The sequence below is a fragment of the Cutibacterium nasicola genome (assembly GCF_052654715.2).
Genome location: NZ_CP199745.2, coordinates 675,073 through 691,204 on the forward strand (window position 1 = coordinate 675,073; position 16,132 = coordinate 691,204).

The 16,132-nt window shown below is 64.0% G+C and carries 11 protein-coding genes and 2 pseudogenes; 2 read left to right on the forward strand and 11 right to left on the reverse strand.

Features of this window, described 5'->3' with window-relative positions; genetic code table 11:
• Window positions 1–45 precede the first annotated feature (45 nt).
• Entirely contained in the window at window positions 46–3,309 is a 3,264-nt protein-coding gene (locus tag ACUCCZ_RS03080) for a S41 family peptidase (RefSeq protein ID WP_435918131.1), read from the forward strand.
• Between the two features lie 93 nt (window positions 3,310–3,402).
• On the opposite strand, the gene valS is transcribed toward ACUCCZ_RS03080, so the two are convergent.
• The 7 genes from valS to zwf all read right to left on the reverse strand — a co-directional run bounded on the left by valS (window position 3,403) and on the right by zwf (window position 11,772).
• On the reverse strand, window positions 3,403–6,015 hold the full coding sequence (valS, locus tag ACUCCZ_RS03085) for a valine--tRNA ligase (RefSeq protein WP_435918130.1): 2,613 nt from the start codon (window positions 6,013–6,015) through the stop codon (window positions 3,403–3,405).
• 111 nt (window positions 6,016–6,126) lie between these two features.
• Complete coding sequence (locus ACUCCZ_RS03090; protein ID WP_435918166.1) at window positions 6,127–6,921, reverse strand: DsbA family protein; 795 nt, start codon at window positions 6,919–6,921, stop codon at window positions 6,127–6,129.
• Window positions 6,922–7,006: 85 nt separating this feature from the next.
• The gene (locus tag ACUCCZ_RS03095; RefSeq protein WP_435918129.1) at window positions 7,007–7,510 is read right to left on the reverse strand and encodes a DoxX family protein; all 504 of its coding nucleotides are present in this window, start codon (window positions 7,508–7,510) and stop codon (window positions 7,007–7,009) included.
• A gap of 99 nt (window positions 7,511–7,609) precedes the next feature.
• Window positions 7,610–8,404, reverse strand: coding sequence for a DsbA family protein (locus tag ACUCCZ_RS03100; protein WP_435918128.1), 795 nt, complete (start codon window positions 8,402–8,404; stop codon window positions 7,610–7,612).
• A 122-nt stretch (window positions 8,405–8,526) separates the two neighbouring features.
• Complete coding sequence (gene pgl / locus ACUCCZ_RS03105) at window positions 8,527–9,261, reverse strand: 6-phosphogluconolactonase (RefSeq protein WP_435918127.1); 735 nt, start codon at window positions 9,259–9,261, stop codon at window positions 8,527–8,529.
• 3 nt (window positions 9,262–9,264) lie between these two features.
• Window positions 9,265–10,188, reverse strand: a complete 924-nt coding sequence (locus ACUCCZ_RS03110) for a glucose-6-phosphate dehydrogenase assembly protein OpcA (protein ID WP_435918126.1) — start codon at window positions 10,186–10,188, stop codon at window positions 9,265–9,267.
• Window positions 10,189–10,197: 9 nt separating this feature from the next.
• The gene (gene zwf, locus ACUCCZ_RS03115) at window positions 10,198–11,772 is read right to left on the reverse strand and encodes a glucose-6-phosphate dehydrogenase (protein ID WP_435918125.1); all 1,575 of its coding nucleotides are present in this window, start codon (window positions 11,770–11,772) and stop codon (window positions 10,198–10,200) included.
• 210 nt (window positions 11,773–11,982) lie between these two features.
• Here zwf and ACUCCZ_RS03120 point away from each other — a divergent pair, with 210 nt between their 5' ends.
• Window positions 11,983–12,201 carry a hypothetical protein gene (locus ACUCCZ_RS03120; protein ID WP_435918124.1) on the forward strand — a complete coding sequence of 73 codons (219 nt, stop codon included), beginning with the start codon at window positions 11,983–11,985 and terminating at the stop codon, window positions 12,199–12,201.
• 175 nt (window positions 12,202–12,376) lie between these two features.
• Here ACUCCZ_RS03120 and ACUCCZ_RS03125 read toward each other — a convergent pair whose 3' ends face one another.
• The 4 genes and pseudogenes from ACUCCZ_RS03125 to ACUCCZ_RS03140 form a co-directional block, all read right to left on the reverse strand.
• Window positions 12,377–13,255 (reverse strand): COX15/CtaA family protein, encoded by an 879-nt coding sequence (locus tag ACUCCZ_RS03125; RefSeq protein ID WP_435918123.1) that lies wholly within the window; start codon window positions 13,253–13,255, stop codon window positions 12,377–12,379.
• A pseudogene (locus ACUCCZ_RS03130) lies at window positions 13,252–13,404 on the reverse strand (ABC transporter permease); the annotation flags it as partial. The gene ACUCCZ_RS03125 and the pseudogene ACUCCZ_RS03130, both read right to left, overlap by 4 nt.
• Window positions 13,396–13,596, reverse strand: a pseudogene (locus tag ACUCCZ_RS03135) (ABC transporter ATP-binding protein); the annotation flags it as partial. The pseudogenes ACUCCZ_RS03130 and ACUCCZ_RS03135, both read right to left, overlap by 9 nt.
• A gap of 28 nt (window positions 13,597–13,624) precedes the next feature.
• On the reverse strand, window positions 13,625–16,114 hold the full coding sequence (locus ACUCCZ_RS03140; RefSeq protein ID WP_435918165.1) for a sodium-translocating pyrophosphatase: 2,490 nt from the start codon (window positions 16,112–16,114) through the stop codon (window positions 13,625–13,627).
• Between the last annotated feature and the right edge of the window lie 18 nt (window positions 16,115–16,132).

Consider the following 16,132-nt stretch of genomic DNA (forward strand, 5'->3'; position numbering starts at 1 on the left):
TCACTCCTCCTGTTGCGTTCCTTACAAGACGGTACGCTGACACCCATGGCAACCGGATATCTGCGATACCCCGATGTCCACGGCGACCTCGTGGTTTTCACTGCTGACAACGACTTGTGGTTGGCCTCGGTCATGGGAGGACGGGCAAGTCGGCTCACCAGCGATCACGTCATGGTTCGCAATCCCCGTTTCAGCCCGAACGGCACGAAGATCGCGTGGACCTCTCACCTGGGTCAGCGGCCCGAGGTCTTTGTCATCGACCTGGCTACGGGTGACCAGCGTCGCCTGACGTGGCTGGGAGCTGCTCGCAACCTCGTGGTGGGATGGCAGGACGACGAACACGTGGTGTTCTCGTCTCCACATCAGACCAATGACGTCGGTTTGGCCTGGCTGTACACGGTCTGCCTGGATGGCCACGTCGAGCGCCTCGGGTACGGACCGGGAATGGACCTGGCCGTCAATTCGGACGGCGCCGTTGCCGTCGTCACCCCGAACTCCGCAGACTGCTCGCGCTGGAAGCGCTACCGCGGTGGCACTGCTGGCCAGATCTGGTTGCGTCCAGCCGGGGCCGACAGCTTCTTCCGCCTGCTGCGTGACGGCAACGACGATCACGGCGGTCGCTACGCCGCTGCTGGGCGTTACGGGGTCGGCTGGGTCGACGGTCGACTCTTCTTCAGCTCCGACATGAGTGACGATGACTGCCCGCGCGCCCAGGCTCAGATCTGGTCGGTCGACGGTCAGGGCCATGACCTTCGTCAACACACCCATCACGGTGAGGACCAGGGCTACGTCCGCGACCCCCGTACTGACTCAACGACAATCGTCTACCACGCTCACGGCGCACTCTGGACAATGACCGGCCTCGATGCCGAGCCTCACCGTCTCGAGATCGATCTTGGTGTCGGAGCGCCCCAGCGTGTGCCGGTGGACCCCACCGACCGTCTGGAGGCCGTCGTGTCCGACCACGGTGGTGACGGATCCCTGCTGGAGTGGCGGGGAGCTGCCTATTTCCTCACTCACCGTTCCGGTCCGGCTCGAGCGTTGTCGGCAGCTGATGGGGTCCGTATCCGTGAGCCGCGCGTCCTCGGCCAGACGGGTCAGGGAGTCTGGGCCAGCGACGTCGAGGGAGAGGATTGCCTCGAGATCGCCAACCTTGACGGCACCGGCGATGTGCGTCGGGTGGCTCAGGGGCAGATCGGCCGTGTGCTGAACATCGCACCAGCCCCCGACGGCACGAAGGTCGCCCTCGTCAGCCATGACGGCCGCATCCTCATCGTCACGATGGCCGACGGAGACGTCCGCCAGATTGCGAAGTCCCCGGAGGGTGAAGCCAGTGGTCTGGCATGGTCCCCGGATTCTCGTTACCTCGTGTGGCGTTCACCGGTCCCCCTCGGAGAGGCCATGATCGGCCAGATCCGTTGCTGGGACGAGCAGGGGATGGGAGAGTCCTTTGCCCTCACCCGTGGTGCATTCGACGACTCCTGCCCGGTCTTCACCGCCGACGGCAAGTACCTCGTCATGCTCTCGGCCCGCACCTTCGACCCGAACTACGACGGCCAGACCTTCGACCTGTCCTTCGGACACACCCAGCGTCCGTGGTTGGTTCCGCTGAGCGCCACCGAGGCATCCCCCTTCGGTCCATCCTCCCAAGGGTGGCGGATCAGCGAGGTCCAGGATGCCAAGGCCAAAGCCACCGCTGAGACCGGTAACGATGACGAGGACAACACTCCCGACGTCGTCTGCGACCTCACCGCTGATGGCTTCGAGGAGAGGATGGTGCCGTTCCCGGTGCCCTCGGGCTCCTACCGCGGGCTGGCGGCGGTCAAGGACGGCCTGGTCTGGATCGAGATTGCCGATCGTGGTGGCGAACTCGGCGCCACCCGCGCCGGTGTCGGCGGGGAGGCTCCTAGCGACGTGTTGTGGCATTACAACCTCGCCAACCGTCACCTCGACAAGCTCTGCGAGCACGTCGACTCCTACTCGGTTTCCGGCGACGGGGAGCGTCTGGTGGTGCGGTACAAGGATGACGTCATCGTCGTCCCCTCCTCCCACAAGGTGGATGACGACGATCCGGCGTGCATTCGGGTCGACCTGTCGAGGATGCGTCGCACCATCGATCCGCGTGCCGAGTGGCGTCAGATGTTCGACGAGAATGGCCGTCTGATGGCCAGCCACTACTGGCGCGAGGACATGAACGGGGTCAATTGGGACGGCGTGCTGACTCGTTACCGTCCGCTCGTTGATGTGTGCCACGTCGTCGACGACCTCCACGACATCCTGTGGGAGACCGTCGCGGAGCTCAACACATCGCACTCCTACGTCTCTGCCGCAAGTGCTGCTGGTGATCCCGACATGCGCGCCGGGCTGCTCGGTGCTGATGTCAGCAACGAGGTCGACGGGGCCAAGGTCATCCGTGTCGTGCCCGGCGAGTCCTCGGATCCGCGCGCCTGGTCCCCGCTGCGGGCGGCGGGAGTCGCCGTGTCTGACGGTGACGTGATCGTCGCGGTGGACGGTCGCAGGATCGGCGTCGACGGGACCCTCGGCGAGCTCCTGGAGGGATCAGCCGGGCGGGTCGTCGAGCTGATGGTGCGCCGGGGCGAGGACGTGCGTCAGGTTGCCGTCGTGCCGATGGCTGACGAGGCCTCGCTGCGCTACCACGACTGGGTGGCGTCTCGTCGCCGCTACGTCGAGGAGCACTCGGGCGGACGACTCGGGTACCTCCACGTGCCGGACATGGTCTCCGACGGCTGGGCCGAGCTGCACCGTCAGATCAACGAAGCCACCAGCCACGAGGGCGTCATCGCCGACGTGCGCTACAACCACGGTGGCCACATCTCGCAGTTGGTCGTCGAGAGGCTGGCCCGCAAGGTCATCGGTTGGGATTACAGCCGCTGGTACGCCAGCCCCACCACCTACCCCCAGAACGCTGTGCGCGGACCAATCGTCATGGTCACCAACCAGTGGGCAGGCTCCGACGGTGACATCGTCTCCGCCGTCACCCAGACGATGGGCTACGCCAAGGTCATCGGTGAGAGGTCGTGGGGAGGTGTCGTCGGAATCGACGGCCGCTTCGACCTCGTCGACGGTACCGGAGTGACCCAGCCCAGGTACGCCGGGTGGTACGGCAACTACGGCTGGGGGGTGGAGAACCACGGTGTCGACCCCGACATCGTCGTCACCGTCTCCCCGGAGGACTGGGAGTCTGGCAAAGACGTCCAGCTCGACGCCGCCATCGCCGAATGTCTGCGTCAGCTCGACGAGAAGCCGGCTGCGACGCCGCCGGAGTTCCCCGGACCGGTCTTCGGCTGATCATCTCAACGCATTTCGGCCCCCACACCTACTCAGGTGCGGGGGCCGAACCCTGCTCCGGGGACCAATGCGCCTCGTTGCAGGATCAGTGACTCACTTCTTGCGCTTGGCCGGGGGCTCACCCAGCTCGACCTCGAGGTCGAGCTCCTCGCCACCCTCGGTGAAGGTGAAGGACTCGGTCTTCGAGACCTTGGCCAGGTCGGACTCGACGCCCTTGAGGTTGGCAATGACCGAGGCGGGGGCGCTGATGCAGGCCGAGAGGATTGGGGTCCTCATGGGCACCTTGTGGGTCGACTTCACGCCGCGAAGCTCGACCAAGGCGGCCGAGACGTCGGTCATGAGATCGACGTCGCCGTCACCAGGAACCTCGTCGGTGGTCGGCCAGGAGGAGGTGTGTACGGATCCGTCCTTCCACCAGCTCCAGACCTCTTCAGTGACGAAGGGCAGGAAGGGGGCGAACAGACGCAGCATGACGTCAAGGGCCAGACGCAGGGCCGTCCGGGCGCTCAGCGCACCGGCCTCGTCAATGCCGTCGGAGTCGTAGGCGCGCTCCTTGACCAGTTCTAGGTAGTCGTCGCAGAAAGTCCAGAAGAACTGTTCGGAGACCTCGAGGGCTGCGGTGTAGTTGAACTTGTCGAAGGCCTCGGTGGCCTGGGTGACGAGCTGACGCAGTCCGGCGAGCATCGACAGATCGGCCAGGTTGGTGATGTCGCCGACCTGACCGCCCTCACCGAACCCGAGGACGAACTTCGAGGCATTGAGGATCTTCATCGCCAGACGGCGACCGACTTTCATCTGGGCCTTGTCGAAGGGGGAGTCCATGCCCGGGCGAGCCATGGCGGCACGCCAGCGCACGGCGTCGGCACCGAACTCCTCGATGATCGCGGTCGGGACGACGGTGTTGCCCTTCGACTTCGACATCTTCTTGCGGTCGGGGTCGGTGACGAACCCGGAGATTGCCGCACGCTTCCACGGCAGTACGCCGTTCTCCAGATGCGCACGCACCACACGGGAGAACACCCAGGTACGGATGATGTCGTGGGCCTCGGGGGCGAAATCCATCGGGAAGGTCTTGGCGAACAGGTCCGCGTCGCGCTCCCAACCGGTGACGATCTGAGGGGTCAGCGACGAGGTGGCCCAGGTGTCCATGACGTCCGGGTCGCTGATGAAGCCGCCGGCGACGCCGCGCTGGGACTCCTCGTAGCCTGCCGGGGCCTGCGAGGCCGGGTCGACCGGCAATGCGGATTCCTCGGGCAGCAGGGGATGGTCGTAGTCGGGCTCACCGTCGGAGTCCAGCGGGTACCACACCGGGAAGGGAACGCCGAAGAAGCGCTGACGGCTGATGAGCCAGTCGCCGTTGAGACCTTCGACCCAGTTCTCATAACGGTGACGCATGTGCTCGGGGACCCACTCGAGCTCCCGACCGCGTTCCAGCAGGGCGTCGCGCAGGTCCGCGTCGCGTCCCCCGTTGTGGATGTACCACTGGCGGGTGCCGATGATCTCCAGCGGTTTGTCGCCCTTCTCGTAGAAGTTCGCCTTGCGCTGGGTGGGCTTGGGCTCACCGTCCATCTCGCCTGATTCCACGAGGGCCTCAACAACGAGCTTTCGAGCGGTGAAGGTGGTCTTGCCTGCAATGGCCTCGTACTTGTCGGCGGAGTTGGCGTCGATGATCCACTGCGGGGTCTCACCGAGGATGCGTCCATCGCGACCGATGATGGTACGGGTCGGCAGCTGCAGCTCGCGCCACCAGGCGACGTCGGTGAGGTCGCCGAACGTACAGCACATGGCGATACCGGCGCCCTTGTCCATCTCGGCGGCGGGGTGGGCCAGCACCGGAACCTCGACCCCGTACAACGGGGTGGTGACGGTGGTGCCGAAGAGGTGCTGGTAGCGCTCGTCGTCCGGGTGGGCGATGAGGGCACAGCAGGCGGCCAGCAACTCCGGGCGAGTCGTCTCGATGAAGACATCCTCACCATGGGGACGGTGGAAGCCGAGACGGTGGTAGGCACCGGGGTAGTCGCGGGCCTCGAGCTCGGCCTGGGCCACGGCTGTGGAGAAGGTGACGTCCCACAGGGTCGGGGCGTCGGACAGGTAGGCCTCGCCGCGGGCATGGTTGCGTAGGAAGGCCAGCTGGGCGATCCGCTGGGACTCCGGGGAGATCGTCGTGTAGAGCTGGTTCCAGTCCACCGACAGACCGACCGAACGCCACAGGTCCTGGAAGGTCTTCTCGTCAACGGCAGTCAGCTCGACGCACAGCTCGACGAAGTTCCGACGGCTGATCGACACCTGGCGTTTCGGATCCGGCTTGGCTGGCGGAGTGAAATCCGGGTCGTAGGCAAGCGAGGGATCGCAGCGCACGCCATAGTGGTTCTGCACACGACGCTCGGTCGGCAGGCCGTTGTCGTCCCAACCCATCGGGTAGAAGACTTTCCTGCCGCGCATCCGCTGGTAGCGGGCGACGGTGTCGGTGTGGGTGTAGGAGAAGACGTGGCCCGGGTGAAGGTGGCCGGAGACGGTGGGGGGCGGGGTGTCGATCGAGAACACCTGATCGCGGGAGTCCACCGCGGTGGCGTCGAAGGCATAGAGCTGCTGGTCCTCCCAGATCTGCCCCCACTTGGCCTCGAGGCCCTCGAGGGCCGGCTTGTCGGGTACGACGCCGCGCATCGGGAACGTGGCGGATGTGGGCGCAGAGGTCTGTGAGGTCATGTTCCAAACTCTAGTGTTCTACTCGGACAGGTTGCCAGACGAGCGGTTTTCGCCACCCGCCTGGAGTGGGGTTGATGGGCAGGCTGTTGAGAACCACCAGGCTGGCAAGGATCAGTGGGCTTTCTTGACGGCCTTGAGGAGTTCGTCGGCAGAGGGAACGGCCTGGAAGTCTCCCCAGCCCTCCCACGGCTTGCCGTCGACGAGGAAGGTCGGGGTACCGGCACTGCTGAACTTCTGCAGCTCCTGAAGACCCTGGTCATTGCCGTTCTTGACGAACTGCTCGGTCTGTTTGTTGTCGTAGACCCGCTGGAAGGTCGTCAGGTCCTTGTCGGTGATCCCGGCCTCAGAGGCAAACTCCTTGCGCAGCTGCTCATCGGTGTAGCCGGTGCCCTCCTCCTTGGGCTGATGGGCGTAGACGACGTCGTGGTAGGCCTCGTACTTGCCGACGACATCGGCCGCAGCCGCCGCCATCGCGGCGCGGGACGAGGAGTCATTGCGCAGGTTGTGATCCAGGAAGGTCAAGGTATGGTACTCCAGCTTGATGTCTCCCTTGGCCGACAGGTCATTGAGGGGCTTGCCGAGCAGATCCTCGGCACCCTTGCAGGCCGGGCACTGGTAGTCCTGGAAGACCGTCACCGTCGGAACGCCGCCCTTCGCCTTGTCCTTGTTCAAGGTGTAGACGCCGTCCTTGGTGGCTGAGGGAGGAGTGATCTGGCCGGTGGTCGGCACGTCGTCGGACTTGCGGTTGAGCCCAACGACGACAGCGACGACGACGACCGCCGCAATGACGATTCCGGCAATGACGCCGATGATCCGACGACGCTTCTTCGCTGATTCCTGAGCCTCTTGCTGAGCGCGCAGGGCATCCCGCCTCGAGGTACTGGCGGTCGACTTCTTGTCAGCCATCGGTTGAGGTCCCCTCATGCAATCGATGATGTGTTGCCCATGATGGTAGCCGGTCGGCCCATCAGCCCCTCATCCTGCTCGCGCCTCAGCTGTTGATCCAGCGGTCCACGGACAGGGAAGTGCGGGGGCGTACGACCAGCCAGACGCCGCACAGCGCCAGTCCGAGATCACGCAGGATGTCCAGCGCATAGGTGCGCTGAGCGTGGGCCCAGCTGCGCTCGACGGGCCCACCGTTTCCGAAGCAACCGCAATCCAGGGAGATGTGGCGAGCCCACACCGACGAGATGCCGATGATGAAGATGACCATGGCCAGGGTCCCCAACAGGCCGGACCAGCGCGTCGCAATGGCGAACACGAGCATCAGACCGACGATGATCTCGAGAATTGGCATCGCCCGGCCGACGACAGGCGCGAAGTCCCAGGGGACGATCTGGTAGGCGCGTACGGACCATATGGTGGCGTCAATGTCGGCTGCCTTGATGATTCCTGCCACCAGGAGGGTGCCACCGAGGATGATCCGGGCCAGAAAGCCCACCCAGTCACGTACCTTGACGGATCGCGACGACGGCTGAGAATCCATGGCTGCCATTCTAATGGGGCCTCCTGACAGCGATCTGTGCGCCATCGGTCCTGCCGTCAGCGAGTTGTCGGTGCTGTGGGGCGAGCCGCTGTCGACATGGTCCACATGTCACTTGGCCGCATCAATGGCCTTGAGCAGCTCGTCAGGAGTGGTGTCGTCGCCGAGCTGGGTCCATCCTTCCCACACCTTGTCGTTGACCGTGAGGGCCGGGGTGCCATCAGCATCGAGATCTTGCATCTTGCGAAGACCGTTGTCGTTGGCCTCGGTGACGAACTGCTCGGTCTGACGGGTGTCGTAGATGTGCTGGAACTTGGTGAGGTTCTCCCCTGTAATTCCGGCTTCGGCGGCGAACTTCGTGCGCAACTGGTCGTCGGTGTAGCCGGTGCCTTCCTCCTTGGGTTGATGGGCGAAGACGACGTCGTGGTAGGCCTCGTACTTGCCGACGATGTCAGCTGCGGCAGCCGCCATCGCAGCGCGGTGGGAGTTTTCACCGTCGTACTTCTGGTCGAGGAAGGTCATGGTGTGGTACCGGAGCTTGATCTGTCCCCGGGCAGACAGTTCGTTGAACTGCCTGCCCAACGCGTCCTCAACGGCCTTGCATCCGGGGCACTGGTAGTCCTGATAGACCGTGACGGTGGGAGCGCCCTTCTTCCCCCTGTCGGGGTTGAGGGTGTACACGCCATCCTTGGTGATCGAGGGTGGGGTGATCTGAGTTGACGAGGCGCCGCCATCGGACTTGCGGTTCATACCGAGGACGATGGCGAGAATGATGGCGGCTACGACGACGACCCCGATGATGACGGCGACAACCCGGCGACGTTTCTGCGCGGCCGCCTGAGCTTCCTGCTGAGCTCTCAACGCGGCGCGTCTCGACGTGGTTGTCGCCGTCTTCTTGTTCGGCATCGGTTCGGGGTCCTCTCATGGCCAGCTGACGCCCTCCATCGTAACCAGGCCTCCCAGCGGCTCCCACCGGGGTGTTTGTCGGGGTCGTCCCGGGTACAGGGCCAGCCAGAGAAGTGCCGGTGTCATAGCGAGCAGTTGTAACGCGGCAACCCGATCGAGGCGTCGTGGTTGACCATCCAACTCGTCTCGATCGTGCCGTTGGCCCAGGTGGCTGGCAGGGAGGCATCCCCGGCGAAGACCTTCTGGACGGCGTCTGCCTTCTCCGACCCGCTGACGAGGAACCACACCCGCTTCGAACGATTGATGACCGGCATCGTCACCGAGAGGCGATCCGGCGGGGGCTTGGGAGCATCCGTGACGCCGACGGCCAGCGCTGTCGTCGTGGGACTGAAGGAAGGATGGCCCGGGAAGAGTGATGCGACGTGGCCGTCCGGGCCCATTCCGAGCAGACAAATGTCGAAGACCACGTCGCCGAGTTCCTGAGCGTAGGAGTAGGCGGCCTCGTCAGGATCGGCCTTGCCGTCGGCGGCGGGCATGACATGGGTCTTCGAGGGATCCAGTCGGATGGCTGACGACAGCAGTGGCAGGGCCTGCAGGGAGTTGCGGTCCGGGTGGCCGGTGGGAACGAACCGGTCATCACCCCACCACACGTGTAATTGGTCCGGGCGGATCTGGGCGCACTCGGGAACATCGCCCATCGCGGCGTAGACGGCATTGGCGATCCGTCCGCCGGTCAGGCACAGGTCGATGCGTTCCTGGTCGGCCTGCACCTTGACGATGGTCTGGACGAGGCGATGGGCAACACCCTCAGCCAGTCCCTGGGCGGACTGGTACCGCATGAGTCGTCGGCTCGTCATCACTCACTCCTCATCACTCGTCGACGACCTACGTCCGGCACCGTCGCGGATCTCTGCCATGACAGCGGAGAAGACCTTGTCAGGATCAAGTCGGCGAAGCTCTTCGCCGATGAGCATCTGAAGCTCCCGTCGGTCCAGGGCCACACCGCGAGCAGGTTCCCCGGGAATCCGGTAGACGGCGTATCGACCGCTGCGGCGTCGAATCTCGATGTCCCCACCGGAGGTCGACATGACGATGGCCGAGATTCCGGGAGCATCCGTCGTCACCCTCTCCACCGGAACACCGAGACGAAGTCTCAACCAGGCTACCAACAACATGGCTGGCGCGTTGTCGGCAGCAGACTCCACCCGAGCGGCATGGACAGTGGCCGGGTGCTGGTCCAGGGCTGCGGCGGCCAGCGCCCGCCATCCGGTTGTGCGGGCCCAGCAGAGGTCGCAATCACCTTCTGACAGGTGCGCGGCGCGACGTGTGAGTGCCTTGCAAGGGTCCTTGTCGGTGGCCGAATCGGTGATGCGACGGTCGGCCAGGGCGCCGATGGGATCGGCTGCGAGGTCATCGGGGCCCGAGAACGGCCACCAGGCGATGACGGGGGAGTCGGGCAGCAGCGGAAGGATGACCGAGGCCGGTCGCCGGGCCATGGCTCCGGAGAGCCGCAGCACGATGACCTCACCGGGAGTTCCCTCCCCAGCGTGCACCTCGGCGTCGAGCTTGTCCTTGCGGGAGCGAGTCATGACGACCATGAGGAGCCGTGACGGGTGCTGACGAGCAGCGTCTCGGGCGGCCTCGAACGCGGCGTCGAAGTGGGAGGAGTCGCAGACACAGATGAGGGTGTGCACCAATCCTGATCCGGACCCGACGGTGCGACGGGCCTCCACGATGGCGGCGCCGATCTTTGACGCGGTGGTGTCGGTGAGTGTGACGATCATGTCTTCTCCTCAGGGCCTACGCCAGACGAAGCCGTCCCGGGCGATCATTTCGTCAGCCTCGGACGGACCCCAGGAGCCGGCTGGATAGTCGTACGGGGCAGTGTCGGATCCTGCCCAGAAGTCGAGCATCGGGTCGAGGATCTTCCACGCCAACTCGACCTCCTCGTGCCGGGGGAACAGCGGCGGGTCGCCGAGCAGGACGTCGAGGATGAGCCGCTCGTACGCCTCCGGACTGGCTTCGGTGAAGGAAGATCCGTAGGCGAAGTCCATCGTGACGTCTCGGATCTCCATCTGGGTGCCCGGCACCTTGGCACCGAAGCGCAGGGTGACTCCTTCATCGGGCTGAATACGCAGCACGACGGCGTTGGTGCCAAGGGCCGCGGTGTCGGAGAACGGTAGGTGTGGGGCTCGTTGCAGGTTGAGGGCCACCTCGGTGACCCGTCGCGGCACCCGCTTGGCGGTGCGCAGGTAGAACGGCACCCCTGCCCACCGACGGTTGTCGATGGTCAACCGGACGGCTGCGTAGGTCTCGGTGCGGGAGTGCGGATCGACGCCGTCCTCCTCGAGGTAGCCGCGCACCCGTTCCCCTCCTTGACGACCGGCAACGTACTGCCCCCGGCAGGTCTGGGTCGCCATGTCGTCAGGGGGCTGGATGGCGGCCAGGACCTTGGTCTTCTCAGCGCGCAGCTGGTCGGCGTCGAAGCTCGTCGGTTCCTCCATGGCAGTCAGGGCCATGAGCTGCAACAGGTGGTTCTGGATGACGTCACGGGCAGCTCCGATGCCGTCGTAGTACCCCGCTCGCCCCGCAATGCCGATGTCTTCGGCCATGGTGATCTGGACATGGGAGACGTAGTGATTGTTCCAAATGGGCTCGAAAATCTGGTTGGCGAACCGGAACGCCATGATGTTCTGGACGGTTTCCTTGCCCAGGTAGTGGTCGATACGGAAGACCGACTCCGGGCTGAACGCGCTCCCGACGATCTCGTCGAGGTCTCGCGCGCTTTCCAGGTCATGGCCGAAGGGCTTCTCGATGACGACCCTGCTCCAGTGGGAGGAGTCGTGGTCGGTCAAGCCGTGGCGTTTGAGCTGGCTCACCACGGATTCGAAGGAGTGCGGCGGGATCGACAGGTAGAAGGCATGGTTGCCGCCCGTTCCGCGTTCCTCGTCAAGCTCGCGAATCGTGTCAGCCAGCCGTTCGAAGGCCTCGTTGTCGTCGAATTCGCCGCGGACGAACCGAATCCCTTCAAGCAGCTGTTCCCAGACCTCCTCGCGGAAGGGGGTACGGGCGTGCTCGGCCACTGCGTCATGAACGACCTTGGCGAAGTCCTCGTCCTCCCAGTCGCGCCGGGCGAATCCCACCAGTCCGAACCCTGGCGGCAGCAGGCCGCGGTTGGCCAGGTCGTACACGGCCGGCATGAGTTTCTTGCGCGAGAGGTCGCCGGTGACGCCAAACATCACCAGGACGCACGGGCCCGCCACACGGGGCAGTCGACGGTCGGCTGGATCTCGTAATGGATTGACGCGATCGCCGCGCCACCCACTGGTCGCCCTGATGGTGCTTCCTGAAGCGTCTCGACCTGCCACCTCACCCGTCCTTCCGAAACCGGTAGTCATGATGCGGAACTGAGGTTCCACCAGCCCAACGGTAGTCGGTCAAGCTGCCCGGTCCGTGAGCGTGCTCAGCGACAGGCGGACGGATATGTCCCGTTGCCGCGCTCGACGAGGAGGACACCCAGTTGGTGTGCCGTGCCAACACCGGTCCGCGTGACGCCGCTCGTTTCCGGAGGCTGCACGGTGGCCTATCCCCAGACGGTGGCCGGACGTGGCATGGTATTCCTGGCCAATGACCTCGTGGATCCCATCAACAATGGCCAGATCATTCGTGCTTTCCCGAATGTCCACGCGGGGTCCCAGAACGCTCGCGTCCTGCTGTTCATGAATGCCCGTCAGACGGGCGCCACCATCCCGGTCTTGCGATGGCGGCTGGCACACTCATCAGCTCAAGATGTCTGACGAAGAGGGATACATGACTGTTGTCGTCCAGGCCGACGAGGCGCGCAGTGGTGGCCGCGTGCAGAGAGCACGCGTGGTCATTCGGTGAGCACAGACACGTCGCCGTACAGACGACATGACGGGTGAGTTGGGGAATGATTCTCTGGCCCGCCCGTCATCGTCATGGGGGATCTCGTCAGGACGGCCTGAATACTGGGGAAGGGGTCGGACGCACGCTGCACCACAGGGCTCCAACTGCTGCTGCCGACAGCGCGACGCCCACCGTGTGCCAGATGACCAGCCACGGGTTGAGGTGGGTGAGGTACTGGGAGTATCCAATGATGGCCTGGTAGATCTCGACAGCCATCAAGCCAATGCTCCAGCGACGCATCATGGCAAGGTGGCGGGTGGTGGCGATGGCCAGGCAGGCGGTGGTCAGGGCTACAGTGATCCACACTGATATGCCATGCAGTCGTGCCACAGTCTCAATGTTGAACCCGGTTCGTACTGAGTCGGAGTCTCCGGCGTGGGGGCCAGATCCGGTCACCACTGTTCCCAGCCACATCACGACACACATCATCGCGACGGTGGATCGCACCAACCCCATCGCCAGTCCATCGACGGCCTCGCTCGAATGAGGTCCACTCAACCAGATCATCTTGACGTCAACGAGGATGATCGCCACCGACACCATCAGGCGCAAGGCCACGATGAACGGGTTGAGCGCGAGGTGTACCGAGATCGCGCCAATGACAACCTGCACAGTGATGGACACCAGGTTGATCCATGCCAAGGCCGTGAGCTGGGACGTGACACGGACTCGGTAGCAGCGGACGAGCAGGCTGATCGCCACCGCGACGAGGATGAAGGTGAGCAGCCTGTTGCCGACCTCGACGTAGGGGTGAATCCCCATCGCCTCATGTGGGGTGTACTTCCCGGCGGTGCAACGGGGCCAGGTATCGCATCCCAGTCCTGAACCGGTCAGGCGCACCACTGCACCGGTGACGATGATGCCCATGTTGGTGACCAGGGCAGCGATGCACCAACCGTGCAAACGGCGATCTCGGGAGGTCATGAGATCCACTTTCGTGCCAGCATTCTGAGCAGAATTGCCCAGATCAGCAGGCTTGCCAGTGGCCGCAGGACGGCACCGGCAACCAGACTGACGATGTAGGCCAGATTGGCCAGCCCGAGGGTGACCTCGGCCATGAGGGAACCAGCCACGTAGTGCAGTAGCTCGTCGGCTCGGATGCCCCTGCAGGCCCTGGCATCGTGAGACATGAGTCCGGTGGCGGCGGTCAGACGTAACCCATCAAGAGCAGTGACACGGCCAAAAGGGGCCCTCACGTCCTCAAGAAGCAGAGCTTCCGTCGGAGCGTGAGGGTCACCACTCGGGGGCAAGGGGATTCCTGGCACGACGGTCAGTGTAGAACCCTTACGCCACTCACAGCCCGCTACCAGCCTCCCTGGCAACGATGTCGAGCCCGGGATCCTTCGTCGAGTCAATTCGCATGCCATAGAAGGAGCGGTAGACGAAGAAGCAGGCGATGAGGAAGAACACCGCAGCGAGGATGTGGGTGAGCGGACCTGCGCCGATCGACACTGCCAATTCGACGGCTAGCAGTCCGAAGAGGGTCGTGAACTTGATGACCGGGTTGAGGGCCACTGACGAGGTGTCCTTGAACGGGTCGCCGACGGTGTCGCCCACCACGGAGGCGTCGTGCAGCTCGGTGCCCTTGGCATCAAGGTCGACCTCAACGATCTTCTTCGCGTTGTCCCAGGCTCCACCAGCGTTGGCCATGAAGATGGCTTGGTAGAGGCCGAAGACCGCGATCGAGATGAGGTACCCGATGAAGAAGTAAGGATCGACGAAAGCGAACCCGAGAGCCGCGAAGAACACACCCAGGAAAATGTTGAGCATGCCTTTCTGAGCGTATTCGGTGCAGATCTGAACGACCTTCTTGGAATCCTCGGCGGAGGCCTTGGTCGCGTTCTCGTCAAGTTGCATGTTGTTCTTGATGAACTCGACGGCACGGTAGGCGCCGGTCGTGACGGCCTGCATCGAGGCTCCGGAGAACCAGTAGATGATGGCACCGCCAGCGATGAGACCGAGCAGGAACGGGGCGTGGGTGAGGCCGAGCTTGTTGACCTCAGCGGCGTTTGACAGACCTTCGGTGAGCATCATGACGATCGAGAAGATCATGGTGGTTGCACCGACGACAGCAGTGCCGATGAGCACAGGCTTGGCAGTGGCCTTGAAGGTGTTACCGGCACCGTCCTGAGCTTCCAAGATGTGCTTGGCGACGTCCCACCGGGGGGCGAATCCATAATGCTTCTCGATCTCGTCAGAGACGTGTGGGATGTCCTCGATTGTCGACAACTCATAGACGCTTTGGGCGTTGTCGGTGACCGGACCGTAGGAGTCGACAGCGATCGTCACCGCTCCCATACCGAGGAAACCGAAGGCGACGAGGCCGAAGGCGAAGACGGCCCACTTGACCTCACTCATCGCTCCCATGTCGCCCAGGCCGGAACCGGTGCCGGAGACGAGGAAGGAGGCACCCATGAGGGCGACGATGACGATTCCCAGCCAGAATCCGGAGAAGTTACCGGCAACCAGACCAGACAGGATGTCCAGGGAGGCGCCGCCCTCGCGGGCACTGGTGACGACTTCACGGACGTGACGGGAATTCGTCGAGGTGAAGGCCTTGACGAGCTCCGGGATGAGGGCACCGGCCAGGGTGCCGCAGGAGATGATGATGGACAGCTTCCACCACATCGTCCCGTCGCCCATCGAGCCGAGCATCCACCAGGTGGTCAGGACGGTCAACAGGATCGACATCACCGAGGTGATCCAGACCAACGAGCTCAACGGCTTCTCGAAATCCATCTCGGTGACCTTGCCGTAGCGGGCCTTGGTGACAGCGTTGTTGATGAGGTATGAGACGAAGGAGGCAATCAGCATGACGACACGGACCACGAAGATCCACACCAGCAGCTGAACCTGCTCGGTCTGGTCCGGAACAGCTCCCAGCACGAAGGTGATGAGGGCGACGCCGGTGACGCCGTAGGTCTCGAAGCCGTCAGCGGAGGGGCCAACCGAGTCACCCGCGTTGTCACCGGTGCAGTCAGCGATGACGCCCGGGTTACGGGCGTCATCCTCCTTGATGTGGAAGGCGATCTTCATGAGGTCGGCGCCGACGTCAGCAATCTTGGTAAAGATGCCGCCGGCAATACGCAGGCAGGCTGCGCCAAGGGACTCACCAATGGCGAACCCGATGAAACATGGGCCAGCGAGGTCGCCGGGCAGTACCAGCATGATGAACAGCATGAGGGTCAACTCGACGCTGATGAGAACCATTCCGATGCTCATGCCGGAACGCATGGGGATGTCGAAGGTTTCCCATGGAGACCCGCGGAGCGACGCATGGGCGGTACGAGAATTTGCGAAGGTGTTGACGCGGATGCCGTACCAGGCGACGCCGAACGATCCCGCCATACCGACAAGGCTGAATAGCAGGATGATGAGCACCTTGGCGCCCATGTGTTCCAGGAACAGGAAGTACACGACGATCACCACAGCGATGAAGGCCCACAGCAGCATGAGGAACTTGGCCTGCTGTTTGAGGTAGGTCTTGCAGGTTTCGTAGATCAGCTCGGAAACCTCGTGCATCGCCTCGTGAACGGGCAGCTTCTGCAGCTTGGAGTACGTCACCAGACCGAACACCAGGCCGAACAGGCAGATCACCAGTCCGATCCACAGCAGCGTGGTTCCGGAGATGTTTCCGACCTGCTCATTGAGGGGAGGCAGTTTCAGATTGGCCTCACCGCCGCCTCCTCCTCCCCCCCTCGGTTCCCCGCCGCTTGAGCCACATCCGGCCAGGGCGAGGGTGGTGAGAAGTACGGGCAGTGTGCAGCCTAGTAGGCGCTTCATGGGGGAGACCCCCTTGTC